Source organism: Aeromonas sp. OTU364 (assembly GCF_038440395.1).
GTDB lineage: Bacteria > Pseudomonadota > Gammaproteobacteria > Enterobacterales > Aeromonadaceae > Aeromonas.
Genome location: NZ_JASATR010000022.1, coordinates 64,267 through 79,816 on the forward strand (window position 1 = coordinate 64,267; position 15,550 = coordinate 79,816).

At 59.9% G+C, this 15,550-nt stretch carries 13 protein-coding genes; 6 read left to right on the forward strand and 7 right to left on the reverse strand.

What is annotated here, in order from left to right; translation table 11 throughout:
• Positions 1 to 2: 2 nt before the first annotated feature.
• From AAHB08_RS18635 to AAHB08_RS18655, 5 genes are all read right to left on the reverse strand, one after another.
• A complete protein-coding gene (locus AAHB08_RS18635) occupies positions 3 to 1,244 on the reverse strand; it encodes a type II secretion system F family protein (RefSeq protein ID WP_202047337.1) in 1,242 nt (413 codons plus the stop codon).
• Between the two features lie 129 nt (positions 1,245 to 1,373).
• Complete coding sequence (gene tapB, locus AAHB08_RS18640; RefSeq protein WP_342059739.1) at positions 1,374 to 3,080, reverse strand: PilB family type IVa pilus assembly ATPase TapB; 1,707 nt, start codon at positions 3,078 to 3,080, stop codon at positions 1,374 to 1,376.
• The gene (locus AAHB08_RS18645; protein ID WP_342059740.1) at positions 3,080 to 3,523 is read right to left on the reverse strand and encodes a pilin; all 444 of its coding nucleotides are present in this window, start codon (positions 3,521 to 3,523) and stop codon (positions 3,080 to 3,082) included. Before AAHB08_RS18645 ends, tapB begins: the two co-directional genes overlap by 1 nt.
• Before the next feature lie 312 nt (positions 3,524 to 3,835).
• Positions 3,836 to 4,699, reverse strand: coding sequence for a carboxylating nicotinate-nucleotide diphosphorylase (gene nadC, locus AAHB08_RS18650; RefSeq protein WP_247625418.1), 864 nt, complete (start codon positions 4,697 to 4,699; stop codon positions 3,836 to 3,838).
• 3 nt (positions 4,700 to 4,702) lie between these two features.
• On the reverse strand, positions 4,703 to 5,173 hold the full coding sequence (locus AAHB08_RS18655; RefSeq protein ID WP_139439015.1) for a retropepsin-like aspartic protease family protein: 471 nt from the start codon (positions 5,171 to 5,173) through the stop codon (positions 4,703 to 4,705).
• A gap of 137 nt (positions 5,174 to 5,310) precedes the next feature.
• Between AAHB08_RS18655 and ampD the strand changes: the two genes are divergently transcribed.
• The 6 genes from ampD to AAHB08_RS18685 all read left to right on the forward strand — a co-directional run bounded on the left by ampD (position 5,311) and on the right by AAHB08_RS18685 (position 14,362).
• Positions 5,311 to 5,883, forward strand: a complete 573-nt coding sequence (gene ampD, locus AAHB08_RS18660; RefSeq protein ID WP_342059741.1) for a 1,6-anhydro-N-acetylmuramyl-L-alanine amidase AmpD — start codon at positions 5,311 to 5,313, stop codon at positions 5,881 to 5,883.
• A 275-nt stretch (positions 5,884 to 6,158) separates the two neighbouring features.
• Positions 6,159 to 6,923, forward strand: a complete 765-nt coding sequence (gene pdhR, locus AAHB08_RS18665) for a pyruvate dehydrogenase complex transcriptional repressor PdhR (protein ID WP_005329211.1) — start codon at positions 6,159 to 6,161, stop codon at positions 6,921 to 6,923.
• A 68-nt stretch (positions 6,924 to 6,991) separates the two neighbouring features.
• On the forward strand, positions 6,992 to 9,652 hold the full coding sequence (gene aceE / locus AAHB08_RS18670) for a pyruvate dehydrogenase (acetyl-transferring), homodimeric type (RefSeq protein ID WP_139439018.1): 2,661 nt from the start codon (positions 6,992 to 6,994) through the stop codon (positions 9,650 to 9,652).
• Positions 9,653 to 9,817: 165 nt separating this feature from the next.
• The gene (gene aceF / locus AAHB08_RS18675) at positions 9,818 to 11,695 is read left to right on the forward strand and encodes a pyruvate dehydrogenase complex dihydrolipoyllysine-residue acetyltransferase (protein ID WP_342059742.1); all 1,878 of its coding nucleotides are present in this window, start codon (positions 9,818 to 9,820) and stop codon (positions 11,693 to 11,695) included.
• A 153-nt stretch (positions 11,696 to 11,848) separates the two neighbouring features.
• On the forward strand, positions 11,849 to 13,276 hold the full coding sequence (lpdA, locus tag AAHB08_RS18680) for a dihydrolipoyl dehydrogenase (RefSeq protein WP_025328438.1): 1,428 nt from the start codon (positions 11,849 to 11,851) through the stop codon (positions 13,274 to 13,276).
• Positions 13,277 to 13,405: 129 nt separating this feature from the next.
• On the forward strand, positions 13,406 to 14,362 hold the full coding sequence (locus tag AAHB08_RS18685) for a GGDEF domain-containing protein (RefSeq protein ID WP_342059743.1): 957 nt from the start codon (positions 13,406 to 13,408) through the stop codon (positions 14,360 to 14,362).
• On the opposite strand, the gene AAHB08_RS18690 is transcribed toward AAHB08_RS18685, so the two are convergent.
• Together AAHB08_RS18690 and AAHB08_RS18695 are read right to left on the reverse strand one after the other, a co-directional pair.
• Entirely contained in the window at positions 14,359 to 14,673 is a 315-nt protein-coding gene (locus AAHB08_RS18690) for a hypothetical protein (RefSeq protein ID WP_005329198.1), read from the reverse strand. The genes AAHB08_RS18685 and AAHB08_RS18690 overlap by 4 nt on opposite strands.
• A 416-nt stretch (positions 14,674 to 15,089) precedes the next feature.
• A complete protein-coding gene (locus tag AAHB08_RS18695) occupies positions 15,090 to 15,302 on the reverse strand; it encodes a hypothetical protein (RefSeq protein ID WP_202047329.1) in 213 nt (70 codons plus the stop codon).
• Positions 15,303 to 15,550 lie beyond the last annotated feature (248 nt).

The window sequence follows — 15,550 nt, forward strand, 5'->3', positions numbered from 1 at the left end:
GCTCAGTGTATCACAGAGCCCAACTTGAAGATGGGGAGGTACATGGCGACGACCATGCCACCGACCAGCACCCCCAGCACCACCATGATGATGGGCTCGAGCAGGCTGGTGAGGCCGTCGACCATGTCGTCCACCTCCTGCTCGAAGATGGCGGCAACCTTGGAGAGCATGTCATCGATGGCGCCGGACTCTTCACCTATCATCACCATCTGGATCACCATGTCGGGGAAGAGATCCACGGTGCGCATGGCGACGTTGATCTGCATGCCGGCCACCACCTCGTTGCGAATGGCCAGGATGGCCGTGCGATAGACATAGTTGCCAGAGGCGCCGGCAGCGGAGACCAGGGCATCCACCAGGGGAATCCCGGCGGAGAAGGTGGTGGAGAGGGTGCGCGCGAAGCGGGCCATGGCCGCCTTGTGCAGTATGTTGCCCACGACCGGAATGGTGAGGATGAATCTGTCGGTGCTGTCCCGTACCTTCTGGGATTTTCGCCAGGCGCGCACGTAGAGGAAGATGGCGAGGGCTATGCCGCCAAAGATGATATACCACCAATCCTGCATGAAGCGGGAGATGCCAATGACGAATCGGGTGAAGACTGGCAGCTCGGCCCCGAAGCTCTTGAAGATCTCCTCGAACTGGGGAATGACGAACAGCAGCAGTATGGAGGTCACGACGATGGCGACCAGGATGACCATGGCGGGATAGAACATGGCCTTCTTGATCTTGGACTTGAGCGCCTCACTCTTCTCACGGTATGTGGCAATCCGGTCGTAGATGGTTTCCAGCGCACCGGACTGCTCCCCAGCGTCCACCAGATCGCAGTAGAGGGCATCGAAGTGGCGTGGGTGGCGGCGCAGCGCCTCCGACAGTGGGGTGCCGGTTTCCACATCGGTGGCGATCTGTCCGATGAGTTCGCGTACCGCCGCCTTCTCATGACCGCGGGCGATGATCTGCAGGCTCTGCACCAGCGGCACACCGGCGGAGAGCATGGTGGTGATCTGGCGTGAGATGACGGCGATGTCCATCGGCTTGATCCGGGCACCACCTTTGGAAAACAGTCCCTGGCCCTGCTTGCTGACCTTGGTGACATTGACGCCCTGCTTGCGCAGCTCCGCCTTGACGGTGTTGATGTTGTCGGCCTGGAATTCACCGGAAACCTTCTGCCCCTTGCGATTGAATCCATGCCAGCGGAAGGAGAAGACCTTTTTGGGTGTGTTACGTTTTTGCGCTAATGTTGCCATCACTGCATCCTGCAATTGGGCGACGGTGGCCGGATGAGGTACTGCCCGTCCGGTTCATCTTGGCTTGAAGAACATCATCGGGGTGACTGTATCGGCCTCACCCGGCTTAGTGACTCTAACACTACGTATTCAGTTGGTCGTGATCCTGTTGATCTCGGCCAGGCTGGTGACCCCCAGACGGGCCTTCTCCAGGCCGGAGATGCGCAGGGTTCGCATGCCCTCTTTCTGGGCGATGGCGGCGATCTGCAGCGAGTTCGCCCCCTGCATGATCAGCTTGGCGATGTTGTCCGACATCAGCATGATTTCATAGATGCCGACCCGCCCTCTGTATCCTCCCGAACACTCCTTACAACCGACCGGTTTGAACAGGCGCAAACCGGCGGCCAGCTGCTGCTGGGTAAAGCCCAGCTCCAACAATTCGGCTTCCGGCACTGCCTCGGGCACCTTGCAGTGATCGCACAGCTTGCGGGCGAGGCGCTGGGCCATGATCAGGGTCACCGAGGAGGCGATGTTGAAGGCGGGTACCCCCATGTTCATCATCCGGGTCAGGGTCTCGGCCGCCGAGTTGGTGTGCAGGGTCGACAATACCAGGTGACCTGTCTGGGCCGCCTTGATGGCAATCTCGGCGGTTTCCAGGTCCCGGATCTCCCCCACCATGACGATGTCGGGATCCTGGCGCAGGAAGGAGCGCAGGGCGCTGGCGAAGGTGAGCCCCGCCTTGGGATTGATCTGCACCTGGTTGACGCCGGGCAGGTTGATCTCCACCGGATCCTCGGCGGTGGAGATGTTGACCTCGTTGGTATTGAGGATGTTGAGACCGGTATAGAGTGACACCGTCTTGCCTGACCCCGTGGGGCCCGTGACCAGTATCATGCCCTGTGGCTTGGAGAGGGCATGCAGGTATTGCGCCTTCTGGCGGTCGTCGAAGCCGAGTTGATCGAGATTGAGGCGAGACGCTGACGAGTCCAGCAGGCGAATGACGACCTTTTCTCCCCACATGGTGGGCAGGGTGTTGACCCGCATGTCCATGGATCTGCTGCGGGAGATCTTCAGTTTGATCCGCCCATCCTGGGGCAGGCGTCGCTCGGCGATATCGAGCCTCGCCATCACCTTGAGACGGGCCGCGAAACGGTTTGCCAGATTGACCGGCGGGGTGGCGATTTCGTGCAGTATGCCGTCGATCCGGAAGCGGATCCTGTACTTGGTCTCATAGGGTTCGAAATGCAGGTCGGATGCGCCACGCTTGATGGCGTCCATCATGATCTTGTGAATGTATTTGACGATGGGGGCATCGTCGTCGGCGGTATTGACGCTGTCGTCGAGACGGGAGCTCTCATCGGAGACCTCGAGCTCCGAGATTTCGGCCTCGTCGATGTGATCCATGCCCAGGGTATCCTGCTCGCTCTCCATCAGCTTGCCGATGGCTGCGGTCAGCTTGCCCTCTTCGACCAGCAAGGCCTCGGTGTGCAGGCCGAAGCTGAAGCCGAAATCCTCCAGGGCCGACACATTGGTCGGGTCCGACATGGCGATATAGAGGGTGTGCCCCTGGGTGTAGATGGGCAGGACGTGGTGCTTCTCAATCAATTTCTGATTGAGGTACTTCTGCGGGATCTCGCCCAGATCGAAGGCGGCAAGATCCAGCAGAGGTACCCCATATTCCAGTTCGCAAAAGTCGGCGAGGGCCTTGCTGTCGAGTATGTCGTTTTCGATCAGGAAGGTGACAAAAGGCTTGCGCTGCGCCCTGGCCTGGCTCAGATAGCGCTGTGAGTCCGGCTCACTGAGGAGGGAGGAAGCGGCCAGGCTGGTGGCCAGGCCGCTATTTGCGTTAGAAGTCATTAATTAGGGCAATAGCCTTCGTCAGTTGCATCTGTGTCGCAACTAAGGACCCAAACCACCGGGACTGTAGAAGGTGCAGTCATTGTTACGGTATTAGATGTTGTAAGTGGTGCTAATGTTGAACTCGCACCCGAAGCATTCACAGTCGCTGTAATTGTTGTATCAGACCCCGACACTGGAGCTGTGTACGTTAGGTCAACGCCGGCATAAGATCCCGATGAGGCAGGCATCCCGTTGCCGCCAAGGGCACACTGACCTGGACCATAAGTTTGCATACATACCTCAACGGCGGTTTTCAATGAGCCTGTGGCAGCAACTAACTGGGTCATCTTGGATTTCTTGGTATAGGTCTGATACGCCGGTAAGGCGATGGCGGCCAGAATGGCGACGATCGCAACGACTATCATCAATTCGATTAGCGTAAACCCTGACTGTCTTTTCATGTCAAATTTCCTTTTTTCCATGGTTCCTGAAAAGTACCGGTGGAAATCTATCCACACACCAGCATCTTATCCGAGCGCTTCGGGTTGGCAACAGAGGCAGGGCCCTTGTTAACCACTTTTCTGTCATTTAGTGAAAATGATAGCAAAATCAAGGATTAAATGGTCTCTAATGACGCTTCCCAAGATTGGGGAGGGCCCATCTTCACACTCCTTATGTCGTGGGATCCTGCATAAAGAAAAGGCGCCTATGGCGCCTTTTGCAAGTTTCGAGCCCTGTAATATTTTGGGGCTGGGTGGACTCGTTCTACACGCTCAGCTTTCGATAAAGCGCATCGAGAGGTCCAGCGCCCGTACGTGCTTGGTCAGGGCTCCCACCGAGATGAAGTCGACGCCGGTGGCCGCATAGTCGGCCAGCGTCTCCAATGTGACGTTGCCGGAGACCTCCAGCCTGGCGCGGCCCTGGTTCACCGCAACGGCTTCTTTCATCATGGGCACGTCGAAGTTGTCCAGCATCACTATGTCGGCCCGGGCGCTCAGCGCCTGCTCCAGCTCGGCCAGGGACTCCACCTCCACTTCCACCGGTTTGCCCGGGTTGAGGCGGCGCGCCTCGGTGATTGCTTCAGCGATGCCACCGCAGGCGAGGATGTGGTTCTCCTTGATGAGGTAGGCATCAAACAGACCGATACGGTGGTTTTTGCCGCCGCCGCAGGTGACGGCATACTTCTGTGCACTGCGCAGGCCGGGCAGGGTCTTGCGGGTATCGAGCAGGCGACACTCGGTCCCTTCCAGTTCGGCCACGTAACGGGCGGTCAGGGTGGCGACCCCGGAGAGGGTCTGGACGAAGTTCAGGGCATTGCGCTCGCCGGTCAGCAGCTCCCGGGCCGGGCCATGGAGGCGGAACAGCTCCTGATTGGGAGAGAGGCGCTCGCCATCCTGTACCTTCCACTCCACCTTGACCTCGCCGCCGAGCTGGGCAAACACCTCGTCGACCCAGGGCTGACCGCAGAATACGCCGGCCTCGCGGGTGATGACGCGCGCCGTCGAGATGCGATCCGCCGGGATCAACTGGGCTGTGATATCGGCGCTGGCATCCGGTTGATCCAGTGCGGTGAGGGCATCGCCCAAGTCTTCGAGTAGTGCGGCGCGCACGGCGCGGCTGATGTCCTGTTGTAACATGCCTTATTCCTGCAAGGGTCTGAGAAGCAACTGCCTGTCTTTCTGACGTAATTCCAGCCGGCCCAGGGCATTCATGCCCACCAGGATCTCCTCCCCGTCGGCAGCCGGATTGATAAAGACGGACAAATCGTACAGGGTCAGTGGGCCCATCGCCAGGCTTTCGATCCGGCCTGTCTCGACCTGGATCTGGCCTGCCGCCGTATTGACCCGGCTGCGACCGGTGGCGACGAGGCCGAGGCGTGATGCCACCTGGCTCGGTATGGTCACCCGGGTGGCTCCCGTGTCCAGCAGCAGTTGCACCGGCTGGTCGTTGATGGCACCCTCCAGACGATAGTGACCACTGGCATCGGCCTTGAGCAGCAGCTCGCCGCTGGCGGTCACGCTGGGTTTGGCGCTGGAGTAGAAGTAAAGGGTGAGCAGACCCAGCAGTGAGAGCCAGGCCAGCAGCCAGAGACGGCGTGCCATCGGGTGCATATGGGGTCCAGTGCCTTGCAAGTGATGGCTCAGCCTAACACAGCTTTACCTATGGATTCAGAGGCTTGTTTCCGGTTTCTTGCGGTGGCAGGCAAGGTCCATGGTGTCCCTCTCCCCATTGTTGAGTCGAGTAGACGATGACACAACCGACAACCATTTTTTCCATCGATCGCGCAGGCTGGTGTGAACAGGCCCGCAGGGTGCCTTCGCCCCATCACAATGAACGGAACGGCCCGGACGACATCTCCCTGTTGGTGATACACGGCATCAGTCTGCCGCCGGGAGAATTTGGTGGCCCCTGGATCGACGATCTGTTTCTCGGTCGCCTGGATCCCGACGCTCATCCTTACTTTGCCGGTATTCATCAGCTGCGGGTCTCCGCCCACTGCCTGATCCGCCGCGATGGCGAACTGGTGCAGTATGTGCCGTTCACTGCGCGAGCCTGGCATGCGGGAGTATCGAGCTGGGAGGGGCGGGAGGCGTGCAACGACTTCTCCATCGGCATCGAGCTGGAAGGAACCGACGAGCTGCCGTACAGCGATGCACAGTACGAGGTGCTGGCAGGCCTCAGTCGGGCCATTTCCGGTCAGTATCCCGAGGTGACGGCATCACGCATCGTCGGCCATTGCGACATAGCGCCGGGTCGCAAGACGGATCCTGGTGCCAGTTTCGAATGGCTGCGCTATCGTGGAATGCTCAACTTTGAGTAAAAAATCCAAACATTAGTTTGTATTTTTAAAATCAATGGCTTGCCTTTTAGGTGAGCCATTTTTCATGCTGTTTGCCAAATGTTATCTGTGAGCAGGCTCATAAATATTGGTCAGACCATTTTCTATGAGCCATATCATGATTTCGCTTTTTTACCCCTAAAGTGGCAAGCTTCGTTCTTGATGCAGATCATATTTTGGGTGGACTTTTTCCAAGCCCTCTGCTAATTTTCGCCCCAATCATAGAATTGGTAATACCAATTTAACAAAGTAGCCTCATGCCCTATATCAAGATAACTCAGCCCAAGCTGGCCGACGCCATCGTCGCCGAGCTGGAAAGCATGATTCTGGAAGGCAGCTTGCAGCCGGGGCAGAAGCTGCCCCCCGAGCGGGAACTTGCCATCCAGTTTCAGGTGTCGCGGCCTTCCCTGCGCGAAGCCATCCAGCGCCTGGAAGCGAGGGGACTCTTGTATCGCCGTCAGGGCGGCGGCACCTATGTGCAGAATGCCTTGAGCAAGGGGATCGCCGATCCCCTGTTCGAGCTGCTCAGTACCCACCCGGAAGCCCAGTATGACCTGCTGGAGTTTCGTCACGCGCTGGAAGGCATCTGTGCCTACTATGCCGCGCTGCGGGGGACTGAGGCCGACTTCGAGCGGATCCGCCTGGCGCAGTCCGCCATCGAAGAGGCGGGTCAGCAGGGGTCGCTGGTGGTCGAGTCGACCGCCGTCACCCAGTTCTATCTGGCGGTGGCGGAGGCGTCCCACAACGTGGTGCTGCTGCACCTGCTGCGGGCCATGGGCCCCATGCTCGAACAGAACATTTTACGAAATAACGAGATTTTGAATCGCCGTCCGGGAGTGGTAGCCAAGATCCGTCGCCATCGTGCGAGCCTGATCGAGGCTATCCTGTCGGGGGCTCCGGAGCGGGCCAGGGCTGCTTGTCATGAGCACCTGGCCTTTATCGAGGACACCTTGTTGGATATGCAGAGGGAAGACAGCCGGATCCAGCGATCCATGCGTCGGATCCGTCAGCAGGAAAACTAATCCCACAAGGCTTTATTGTCGAATTCTTGCGCATCTTAACCGCCGTGCAATAACAATAGGAACCAGCCATGTCTGATATCCTGAAGAACGATGTGGACCCGATAGAAACGCTGGAGTGGCTTGCCTCTCTGGAATCCCTGCTGCGTGAAGAGGGTCCGCAACGCGCTCAGTTCATCCTTGAACAACTGGCCGAGAAAGCCCGCATCAGCGGTGTGGACGTGGCTGAAAAGGCGAATCGCGACTACATCAACACCATTCCTGCCAGCGACGAACCGGCTTACCCGGGCGACCTGGAGATGGAACGTCGCATCCGCGCCATCATCCGCTGGAATGCCATGATGATAGTGCTGCGTGCCTCCAAGAAAGACCTGGACCTCGGCGGTCACATGTCTTCCTTCGCCTCTTCCGCGACCATCTATGAAGTCTGCTACAACCACTTCTTCCGCGCTCGCAGCGAGAAGGACGGTGGCGATCTGGTCTACTTCCAGGGTCACATCTCCCCGGGCATCTACGCCCGTGCCTTCGCCGAAGGTCGTCTGACCGAAGAGCAGCTGGACAACTTCCGTCAGGAAGTGGATGGCAAGGGCATTCCTTCCTACCCGCACCCGAAACTGATGCCGGACTTCTGGCAGTTCCCGACCGTTTCCATGGGTCTGGGCCCCATCGCCGCCATCTATCAGGCTCGCTTCCTGAAGTACCTGACTGACCGTGGCATCAAGGATTGCTCCGAGCAGACCGTGTACGCCTTCCTGGGTGACGGCGAGATGGACGAGCCGGAAGCCAAGGGCGCCCTGACCGTTGCCGTGCGTGAAAAGCTCGACAACCTGGTGTTCGTGGTCAACTGCAACCTGCAGCGTCTGGACGGTCCTGTTGTCGGCAACGGCAAAGTCATCAACGAGCTGGAAGGCCTGTTTGCAGGCGCCGGCTGGGATGTCACCAAGGTCATCTGGGGTCGCAAGTGGGATGAGCTGCTGAAGAAAGACACTTCCGGCAAGCTGATCCAGCTGATGAACGAAACCGTGGATGGCGACTATCAGACCATGAAGTCCCGCGACGGCGCCTACGTCCGTGAGCAGTTCTTCAACCGTTACCCGGAAACCGCCGCCCTGGTCAAAGACATGACCGACGAGGAGATCTTCGCCCTGAACCGCGGTGGTCACGATCCTCGCAAACTGTTCGCCGCCTTCTCCAAGGCTGCAGCGACCAAGGGCAAGCCGACCGTCATCCTGGCCAAGACCATCAAGGGTTATGGCATGGGCGAAGCGGCCGAAGGCAAGAACATCGCTCACCAGGTCAAGAAGATGGATCTGGGCTCCGTGCGTCACCTGCGCGATCGTTTCAGCCTGCCGGTCACCGACGAGCAGCTGGAAAACCTGCCGTACCTGAAGATCGAAGAGGGTACCGAAGAGCACAAGTACCTGCACGCCCGCCGTGCCGCGCTGAAGGGCTATGTACCGACCCGTCTGCGCGAGAGCACCACCAAGCTGGAAATCCCGGCGCTGGATGCCTTCGGCCCGCTGCTGGGCGAGCAGGCGCGCGAGATCTCCACCACCATGGCGTTCGTGCGCTCCCTGAACGTGCTGCTGAAAGACAAGTCCATCGGCAAGCGCATCGTGCCGATCCTGGCCGACGAAGCCCGTACCTTCGGTATGGAAGGCCTGTTCCGTCAGATCGGCATCTACAGCCCGCACGGTCAGCAGTACACCCCGCAAGACCGCGACATCGTCTCCTACTACAAGGAAGACAAGCAGGGTCAGGTTCTGCAAGACGGCATCAACGAGCTGGGCGCCATGTCCTCCTGGCTGGCTGCTGCGACCTCTTACAGCACCAACGACTGCCCGATGATCCCGTTCTACATCTACTACTCCATGTTCGGCTTCCAGCGGATCGGCGACATGGCGTGGGCAGCCGGTGACCAGCAAGCCCGTGGCTTCCTGCTGGGCGCGACCTCCGGTCGTACCACTCTGAACGGTGAAGGTCTGCAGCACGAAGATGGTCACAGCCACATCCTGGCTGGCACCATCCCGAACTGCATCTCCTATGACCCGTCCTACGCCTATGAAGTGGCGGTGATCGTACAGGACGGCCTGCGTCGCATGTACGGCGAGAAGCCGGAGAACGTCTTCTACTACATCACCACCCTCAACGAGAACTATGCCATGCCGGCCATGCCGGAAGGCGCCGAGGAAGGCATCCGCAAGGGTATCTACAAGCTGGAATCCGTGGCCGGCACCAAGGCCAAGGTACAGCTGCTGGGTTGTGGCTCTATCCTGGGTCACGTCCGCACCGCCGCCCAGATCCTGGCGAGCGAGTACGGCGTGGGTTCCGACGTGTTCAGTGTGACCTCCTTCAACGAGCTGGCTCGTGACGGTCAGGACGCCGATCGCTGGAACATGCTGCACCCGACTGCGGCCGCCCGTGTGCCCTACATCACCTCCGTACTGGGTTCCGAAGCCACCATCGCCGCGACCGACTACATGAAGTCCTTCGCCGAGCAGGTGCGTGCCTTCGTGCCGACCGAGAACTACCGTGTACTGGGTACCGATGGTTATGGCCGTTCCGACAGCCGTGCCAACCTGCGTCGTCACTTCGAAGTGAACGAGTTCTACGTCGTTGTTGCCGCCCTGACCGAACTGGCCAAGCGTGGTGAAGTAGACAAGCAGGTTGTGGCCGACGCCATCGCCAAGTACGGCATCGATGCCGACAAGGTTAACCCGCTGTACGCGTAAGAGGATTGAGCGCCCTGTCCGGACTTGCGTGCCGGACAGGGCCTTGCCCAGGTTAATGCGACATAAGGGTAAGAGGACACACAGGGTCCGGACGGCAACAACGAGCCGGAACCTGCTCTTGCCAAGGTTAACGCGATAAACGTACGCGTAAGAGGATAAAGCACAATGTCCAAACAGATTATGGTGCCGGATATCGGTGCCGATGAAGTGGAAGTGACCGAGATCATGGTCGCCGTGGGTGACAAGGTCGAGCTCGACCAGTCCCTGATCGCCGTGGAAGGTGACAAGGCCTCCATGGAAGTCCCGGCTCCGGCCGCGGGTGTCGTCAAAGAGATCCTGATCAAGGTGGGCGACAAGGTTGCCACCGGTTCCCAGATCATGATCTTCGAAGCGGAGGGCGCTGCTGCCGCCGCTCCGGCTCAGGCAGCCGCTCCGGTTGCCGCCGCACCGGCTGCCCCTGTTGCTGCCGCTGCCAAAGACGTGCATGTACCTGACATTGGTGACGACGAAGTCGAAGTGACCGAGATCATGGTCGCCGTGGGCGACATGGTTGAAGCCGACCAGTCCATCATCGCCGTGGAAGGTGACAAGGCCTCCATGGAAGTGCCGGCGCCGTTCGCGGGCCGCGTGGTCGAGATCAAGGTTGCCGCCGGCGCCAAGGTCTCCACCGGTTCCCTGGTGATGGTATTCGAAGTGGCTGGCGCCGCGCCTGCCGCCGTTGCCGCGCCGGTTCAGGCTGCCGCTCCCGTGGCTGCTGCCCCGGCTGCCGCCGCTGCCAAAGAGGTCAACGTACCTGATATCGGTGGCGACGAAGTGGAAGTCACCGAGATCATGGTGGCCGTGGGTGACAAGGTCGAAGCCGACCAGTCCCTGATCGCCGTGGAAGGTGACAAGGCTTCCATGGAAGTCCCTGCGCCGTTCGCCGGTGTGGTCAAGGAGATCAAGGTGAAGGCGGGTGACAAGGTCTCCACCGGTTCCCTGATCATGGTGTTCGAAGTCGCTGGTGCTGCTCCTGCCGCCGCCCCGGTTGCGCAAGCTGCTGCCCCCGTTGCCGCTGCCCCGGTTGCTCAGGCTGCTGCCCCGGCTGCCGCTGCCTCCGATTTCGTGGCCAACGATGCCTATGTTCATGCCTCCCCGGCTGTTCGCCGTCTGGCCCGTGAATTCGGCGTCAACCTGGCCAAGGTGAAGGCCTCAGGTCGCAAGGGCCGCATCGTCAAAGAAGACGTGCAGGCTTACGTGAAGGATGCGGTCAAGCGCGCCGAGTCTGCCCCTGCTGCCGGTACCGGCACTGGCAACGGCATGAGCGTCGTGGCCTGGCCCAAGGTTGATTTCAGCAAGTTCGGCCCGGTCGAAGAGCTGGAACTGACCCGGATCCAGAAGATCTCCGGTCCTGCCCTGCACCGCAACTGGGCCATGATCCCCCACGTCACCCAGTTCGACGAAGCGGATACCACGGATCTGGAAGCGTTCCGCAAAGAGCAGAACATCCTGGCCGAGAAGCAGAAGCTGGACGTGAAGATCACCCCGCTGGTGTTCATCCTGAAGGCGGCCGCCAAGGCCCTGGAAGCGCACCCGCGCTTCTGCAGCGCCCTGTCCGAAGACGGCAGCAAGCTGATCATGAAGAAGTACATCCACATCGGTGTGGCGGTAGACACCCCGGGTGGCCTGGTGGTGCCGGTCGTTCGCGACGTCAACAAGAAGGGCATCCATGAGCTGTCCCGCGATCTGGCCGAGATCTCCAAGAAGGCTCGTGCCGGCAAGCTGACCGCTGCCGACATGCAGGGCGGTTGCTTCACCATCTCCAGCCTGGGTGGCATCGGCGGTACCAGCTTTACCCCGATCGTCAACGCGCCGGAAGTGGCCATCCTGGGCGTCTCCAAGTCCGAGATGAAGCCGAAGTGGAACGGCAAGGAGTTCGTGCCTCGCCTGATGCTGCCGCTGGCCCTGAGCTATGACCACCGCGTCATCGACGGCGCCGACGGGGCTCGCTTCATCACCACCCTGAGTGGCGTGCTGTCCGACATTCGTCGACTGGTTCTGTAAATGTAAATGAGAGGGCGAGCACAGAGCTCGCCCTTTTCACTTCTCATTTCATTAACAAAATTATAAACTTGCCCCGTTTTTTTCACGGCTGCAGCCGCCTTCTTTGGCATAAGACTGTGCTGTCCGGGGATATAGAACGACAAAGAGGTCATGATGAGTAAAGAGATCAAAACCCAGGTCGTAGTACTGGGTGCTGGCCCTGCCGGTTATTCCGCTGCTTTCCGCGCTGCCGATCTGGGTCTGGATACCGTTATCGTCGAGCGTTACTCCACCCTGGGTGGCGTCTGCCTGAACGTGGGCTGCATCCCCTCCAAGGCGCTGCTGCACGTTGCCAAAGTGATCGAAGAAGCCAAGGCGCTGGCCGAGCACGGCATCGTCTTCGGTGCCCCGCAGACCGACATCGACAAGGTGCGTCTGTGGAAAGAGAAGGTCATCAACCAGCTGACCGGTGGTCTGGCCGGCATGGCCAAGATGCGTAAAGTCCAGGTTGTGAACGGCTTCGGCAAGTTCACCGGCCCGAACACCCTCGAAGTGGAAGGTGCCGACGGCAAGACCACAGTGACCTTCGACAACGCCATCATTGCGGCCGGTTCCCGTCCGGTGAAGCTGCCCTTCATCCCCCACGATGACCCCCGCGTCTGGGATTCAACCGATGCGCTGGAACTGACCACAGTACCGGGCAAGCTGCTGGTTATCGGTGGCGGCATCATCGGTCTGGAGATGGGTACCGTTTACTCCTCCCTGGGCTCCGAGATCGACGTGGTGGAATTTGCCGATCAGCTGGTACCGGCTGCCGACAAAGACATCGTCAAGATCTACACCAAGCGCGTTGCCAAGAAATTCAACATCATGCTGGAGACCAAGGTCACCGCAGTTGAAGCCCGTGAAGACGGCCTGTACGTCTCCTACGAAGGCAAGCACGCCCCGGCCGAGCCGGTTCGCTACGACAACGTGCTGGTCGCGGTCGGTCGTGTGCCGAACGGCAAGCTGATGGACGCCGAGAAAGCCGGTGTTGCCGTCAACGAGCGCGGTTTCATCGAAGTGGACAAGCAGCTGCGTACCAACGTTCCGCACATCCACGCCATCGGTGACATCGTCGGTCAGCCGATGCTGGCTCACAAGGGTGTGCACGAAGGCCACGTGGCGGCCGAAGTCATCGCCGGCAAGAAGCACTACTTCGACCCGAAAGTGATCCCGTCCATCGCCTACACAGAGCCAGAGATGGCCTGGGTCGGTCTGACCGAGAAGGAAGCCAAGCAACAGGGCCTGAACTTCGAAGTCGCCACCTTCCCCTGGGCTGCTTCCGGCCGCGCCATCGCCTCCGATTGCGCCGACGGCATGACCAAGCTGATCTTCGACAAGGACAGCAACCGCGTCATCGGTGGTGCCATCGTCGGCACCAACGGTGGTGAGCTGCTGGGCGAGATCGGTCTGGCCATCGAGATGGGTGCCGACGCCGAAGATCTGGCGCTGACCATCCACGCTCACCCGACTCTGCACGAGTCCGTGGGTCTGGCTGCCGAAGTGTTCGAAGGCTCCATTACCGACCTGCCGAACGCCAAGGCCAAGAAGAAGAAGTAAGTCTCTTCTTCCTTGCCATGATGAAAAGCCGCTCTCAGGAGCGGCTTTTTCGTTGCCGGACGATGAAAGAGATTTGTTCGAGGCCATTTGCTATGCTGAGGTTTCTGTCATCAACCGCCGACCCTTCCCATGCAAGCACCTGCCATACCCGAACAAGAACGACAGCGACTCGATGGCCTGCGCCGTCTTGCCATCCTGGATAGCACGGCGGAGGAGCGATTCGATCGCATTACCCGGATGGCGCGCAACATGTTCGAGGTGCCCATCTCGCTCATCTCCCTGGTGGATGAGGAGCGGCAGTGGTTCAAGTCCCGCTGCGGTCTGGATGCGCAGGAGACGCCGCGGGATATCTCCTTCTGTGGTCATGCGATCCTCGGCGAGGATATCTTCGTGGTGGAGGATGCGACCCGGGATCCACGCTTCGCCGACAATCCCCTGGTGCTGGGGGCCCCCCACATCCGTTTCTATGCCGGAGCGCCTTTGCACATCGCCGGTGGCTACAAGGTGGGCACCCTCTGCCTTATCGATCGCAGGCCGCGCCAGCTGGATGAGCGTCAGCGGGCCTTGTTGATGGATCTGGCGGGCATGGTGGAGCATGAGCTGGCCGCCATTCAACTGGCTATCCTGGACGAGCTGACCGGCATCACCAACCGTCGTGGCTTCATCATGCTGGGACAGAAGTGCCTGCAGCTCTCTCATCGGCAGGGACGGGAGGCGAGTCTGCTGTTCCTCGACCTCAACCGTTTCAAGGAGATCAACGACACCCTGGGGCACGAGGTGGGGGATGATGCCCTGCGCCAGGTGGCATTGCTGCTCTCCCGGGTGTTTCGCAATGCGGATATCTTCGCCCGGCTTGGCGGGGACGAGTTCGTGGTGCTGCTGCCGGGCATAGGGGCGGAGCTGGTGCCCCGGGTGCTGGCCCGTTTCGAGAAGGCGCTGGCGACCTTCAACCGGGAGCAGGGCAAGCCCTACCAACTGCTTTGCTCCACCGGCGTCGCCCACTATGATCCGCTGCTGCCGCCCGATCTGGAACTGCTGTTGCAACAGGCGGACAAGCAGATGTACGACCGCAAAAAAAGGTACTAGCAGCGCCCTTTTTTCGCCTGCCCTGGCGGGCAGAAGGTGCGATAGCCGCCCTGGCGATGGTGGTGATCATCATAGCGGTAGTAATAGCGACCAGGGTAGCGGTCATCGTAATAGCGGCGGTAATAGCCATCGTGGTGATGGTGGTCATCGTAATAGCGATAGTAATGGCCCCCATGATAGCGGTAGTAGCCGTCAGTGACCCGGATATGGGCATCGTCCACGCTGAAATCTGCGCCGTGTACCCGTACCGGGCCACTGGTACAGGCGGTGAGCAAGGCGCCAAGCAGTACCATCAGAATCCGCTTGTCCATAACAACCTCCTAGGGTTTCCCCTGATTATGCTGCCGTTCCCCATGGGCATCGGGGGAAGTTGGTGGCGTTGCGTCATGACTTGCCGCTGGCATAACCGGGAACATGCGGTGTTCCCTCAAGTATGGGTAGAACATGGGTTGTGAGGACCGTGCTCTGCAGCGATCTGCCCTTGCTGGCGCTGTCGTTTCATTGCCGCGTCACACTGGCGTCACTGCATGATGGAATGGCTTATATGCCAGGCCTGAGCGGGTTTGGCATCAAAGGTGCGGTCCATGGTGGGACTCAAGGTACAGGAGGAGAGGTGCATTCTGGTTGAGATGGTGGTCGATGCCGGCATGGGATCCCGTGTGACTCGGGGCTGTCCCCCGCATTAGGCCTGGTTGCGGCAGGCAGATGGCAGCCACAAAAAAAGGCGCTAGCAGCGCCCTTTCTTGGCCTGTCCCGGGGGACAGAAACGACCCCGCTGGCCGCCATGATAGTCATCATCGTAATAGCCATCATGTTGGCCATCGTAGACCCGGATCCGGGTGTCATCCACACTGACATCGGCGCCGTGCACTCGCACCGGACCGCTGCTGCAGGCCGACAACAGCGCCCCCAGTACCATTACCATCATCAGTTTGCCCATTTCCGTTCTCCTTGGTTCTCCTCTGATTATGCGGTATTTCGGCCGGGTTCCTGAGTCGAGTTGGCGCCGCTGCGTCATGGCTTGCCGTTGTCGAAGAACAGGGCGCGCGGCTGCGCTCCCTGAGTGAGAGAGGGGAAGAGCGGGGGCTCAGAGCCGGAAGTTGCCGACCAGCTTGTCGAGCTCGCCGGAGAGCTGTTGCAGACTGCGGCTGGACGCGGTCAGCTGGTGGGCGATGTCGGCCGTCTCTG

What these genes read in the sequence shown, in the direction of transcription:
- AAHB08_RS18635 (WP_202047337.1), bottom strand. Translation starts at nt 1,244, where the DNA reads ATGGCAACATTAGCGCAAAAACGTAACACACCCAAAAAGGTCTTCTCC.
- tapB (WP_342059739.1), bottom strand. Translation starts at nt 3,080, where the DNA reads ATGACTTCTAACGCAAATAGCGGCCTGGCCACCAGCCTGGCCGCTTCC.
- AAHB08_RS18645 (WP_342059740.1), bottom strand. Translation starts at nt 3,523, where the DNA reads ATGAAAAGACAGTCAGGGTTTACGCTAATCGAATTGATGATAGTCGTT.
- nadC (WP_247625418.1), bottom strand. Translation starts at nt 4,699, where the DNA reads ATGTTACAACAGGACATCAGCCGCGCCGTGCGCGCCGCACTACTCGAA.
- AAHB08_RS18655 (WP_139439015.1), bottom strand. Translation starts at nt 5,173, where the DNA reads ATGCACCCGATGGCACGCCGTCTCTGGCTGCTGGCCTGGCTCTCACTG.
- ampD (WP_342059741.1), top strand. Translation starts at nt 5,311, where the DNA reads ATGACACAACCGACAACCATTTTTTCCATCGATCGCGCAGGCTGGTGT.
- pdhR (WP_005329211.1), top strand. Translation starts at nt 6,159, where the DNA reads ATGCCCTATATCAAGATAACTCAGCCCAAGCTGGCCGACGCCATCGTC.
- aceE (WP_139439018.1), top strand. Translation starts at nt 6,992, where the DNA reads ATGTCTGATATCCTGAAGAACGATGTGGACCCGATAGAAACGCTGGAG.
- aceF (WP_342059742.1), top strand. Translation starts at nt 9,818, where the DNA reads ATGTCCAAACAGATTATGGTGCCGGATATCGGTGCCGATGAAGTGGAA.
- lpdA (WP_025328438.1), top strand. Translation starts at nt 11,849, where the DNA reads ATGAGTAAAGAGATCAAAACCCAGGTCGTAGTACTGGGTGCTGGCCCT.
- AAHB08_RS18685 (WP_342059743.1), top strand. Translation starts at nt 13,406, where the DNA reads ATGCAAGCACCTGCCATACCCGAACAAGAACGACAGCGACTCGATGGC.
- AAHB08_RS18690 (WP_005329198.1), bottom strand. Translation starts at nt 14,673, where the DNA reads ATGGACAAGCGGATTCTGATGGTACTGCTTGGCGCCTTGCTCACCGCC.
- AAHB08_RS18695 (WP_202047329.1), bottom strand. Translation starts at nt 15,302, where the DNA reads ATGGGCAAACTGATGATGGTAATGGTACTGGGGGCGCTGTTGTCGGCC.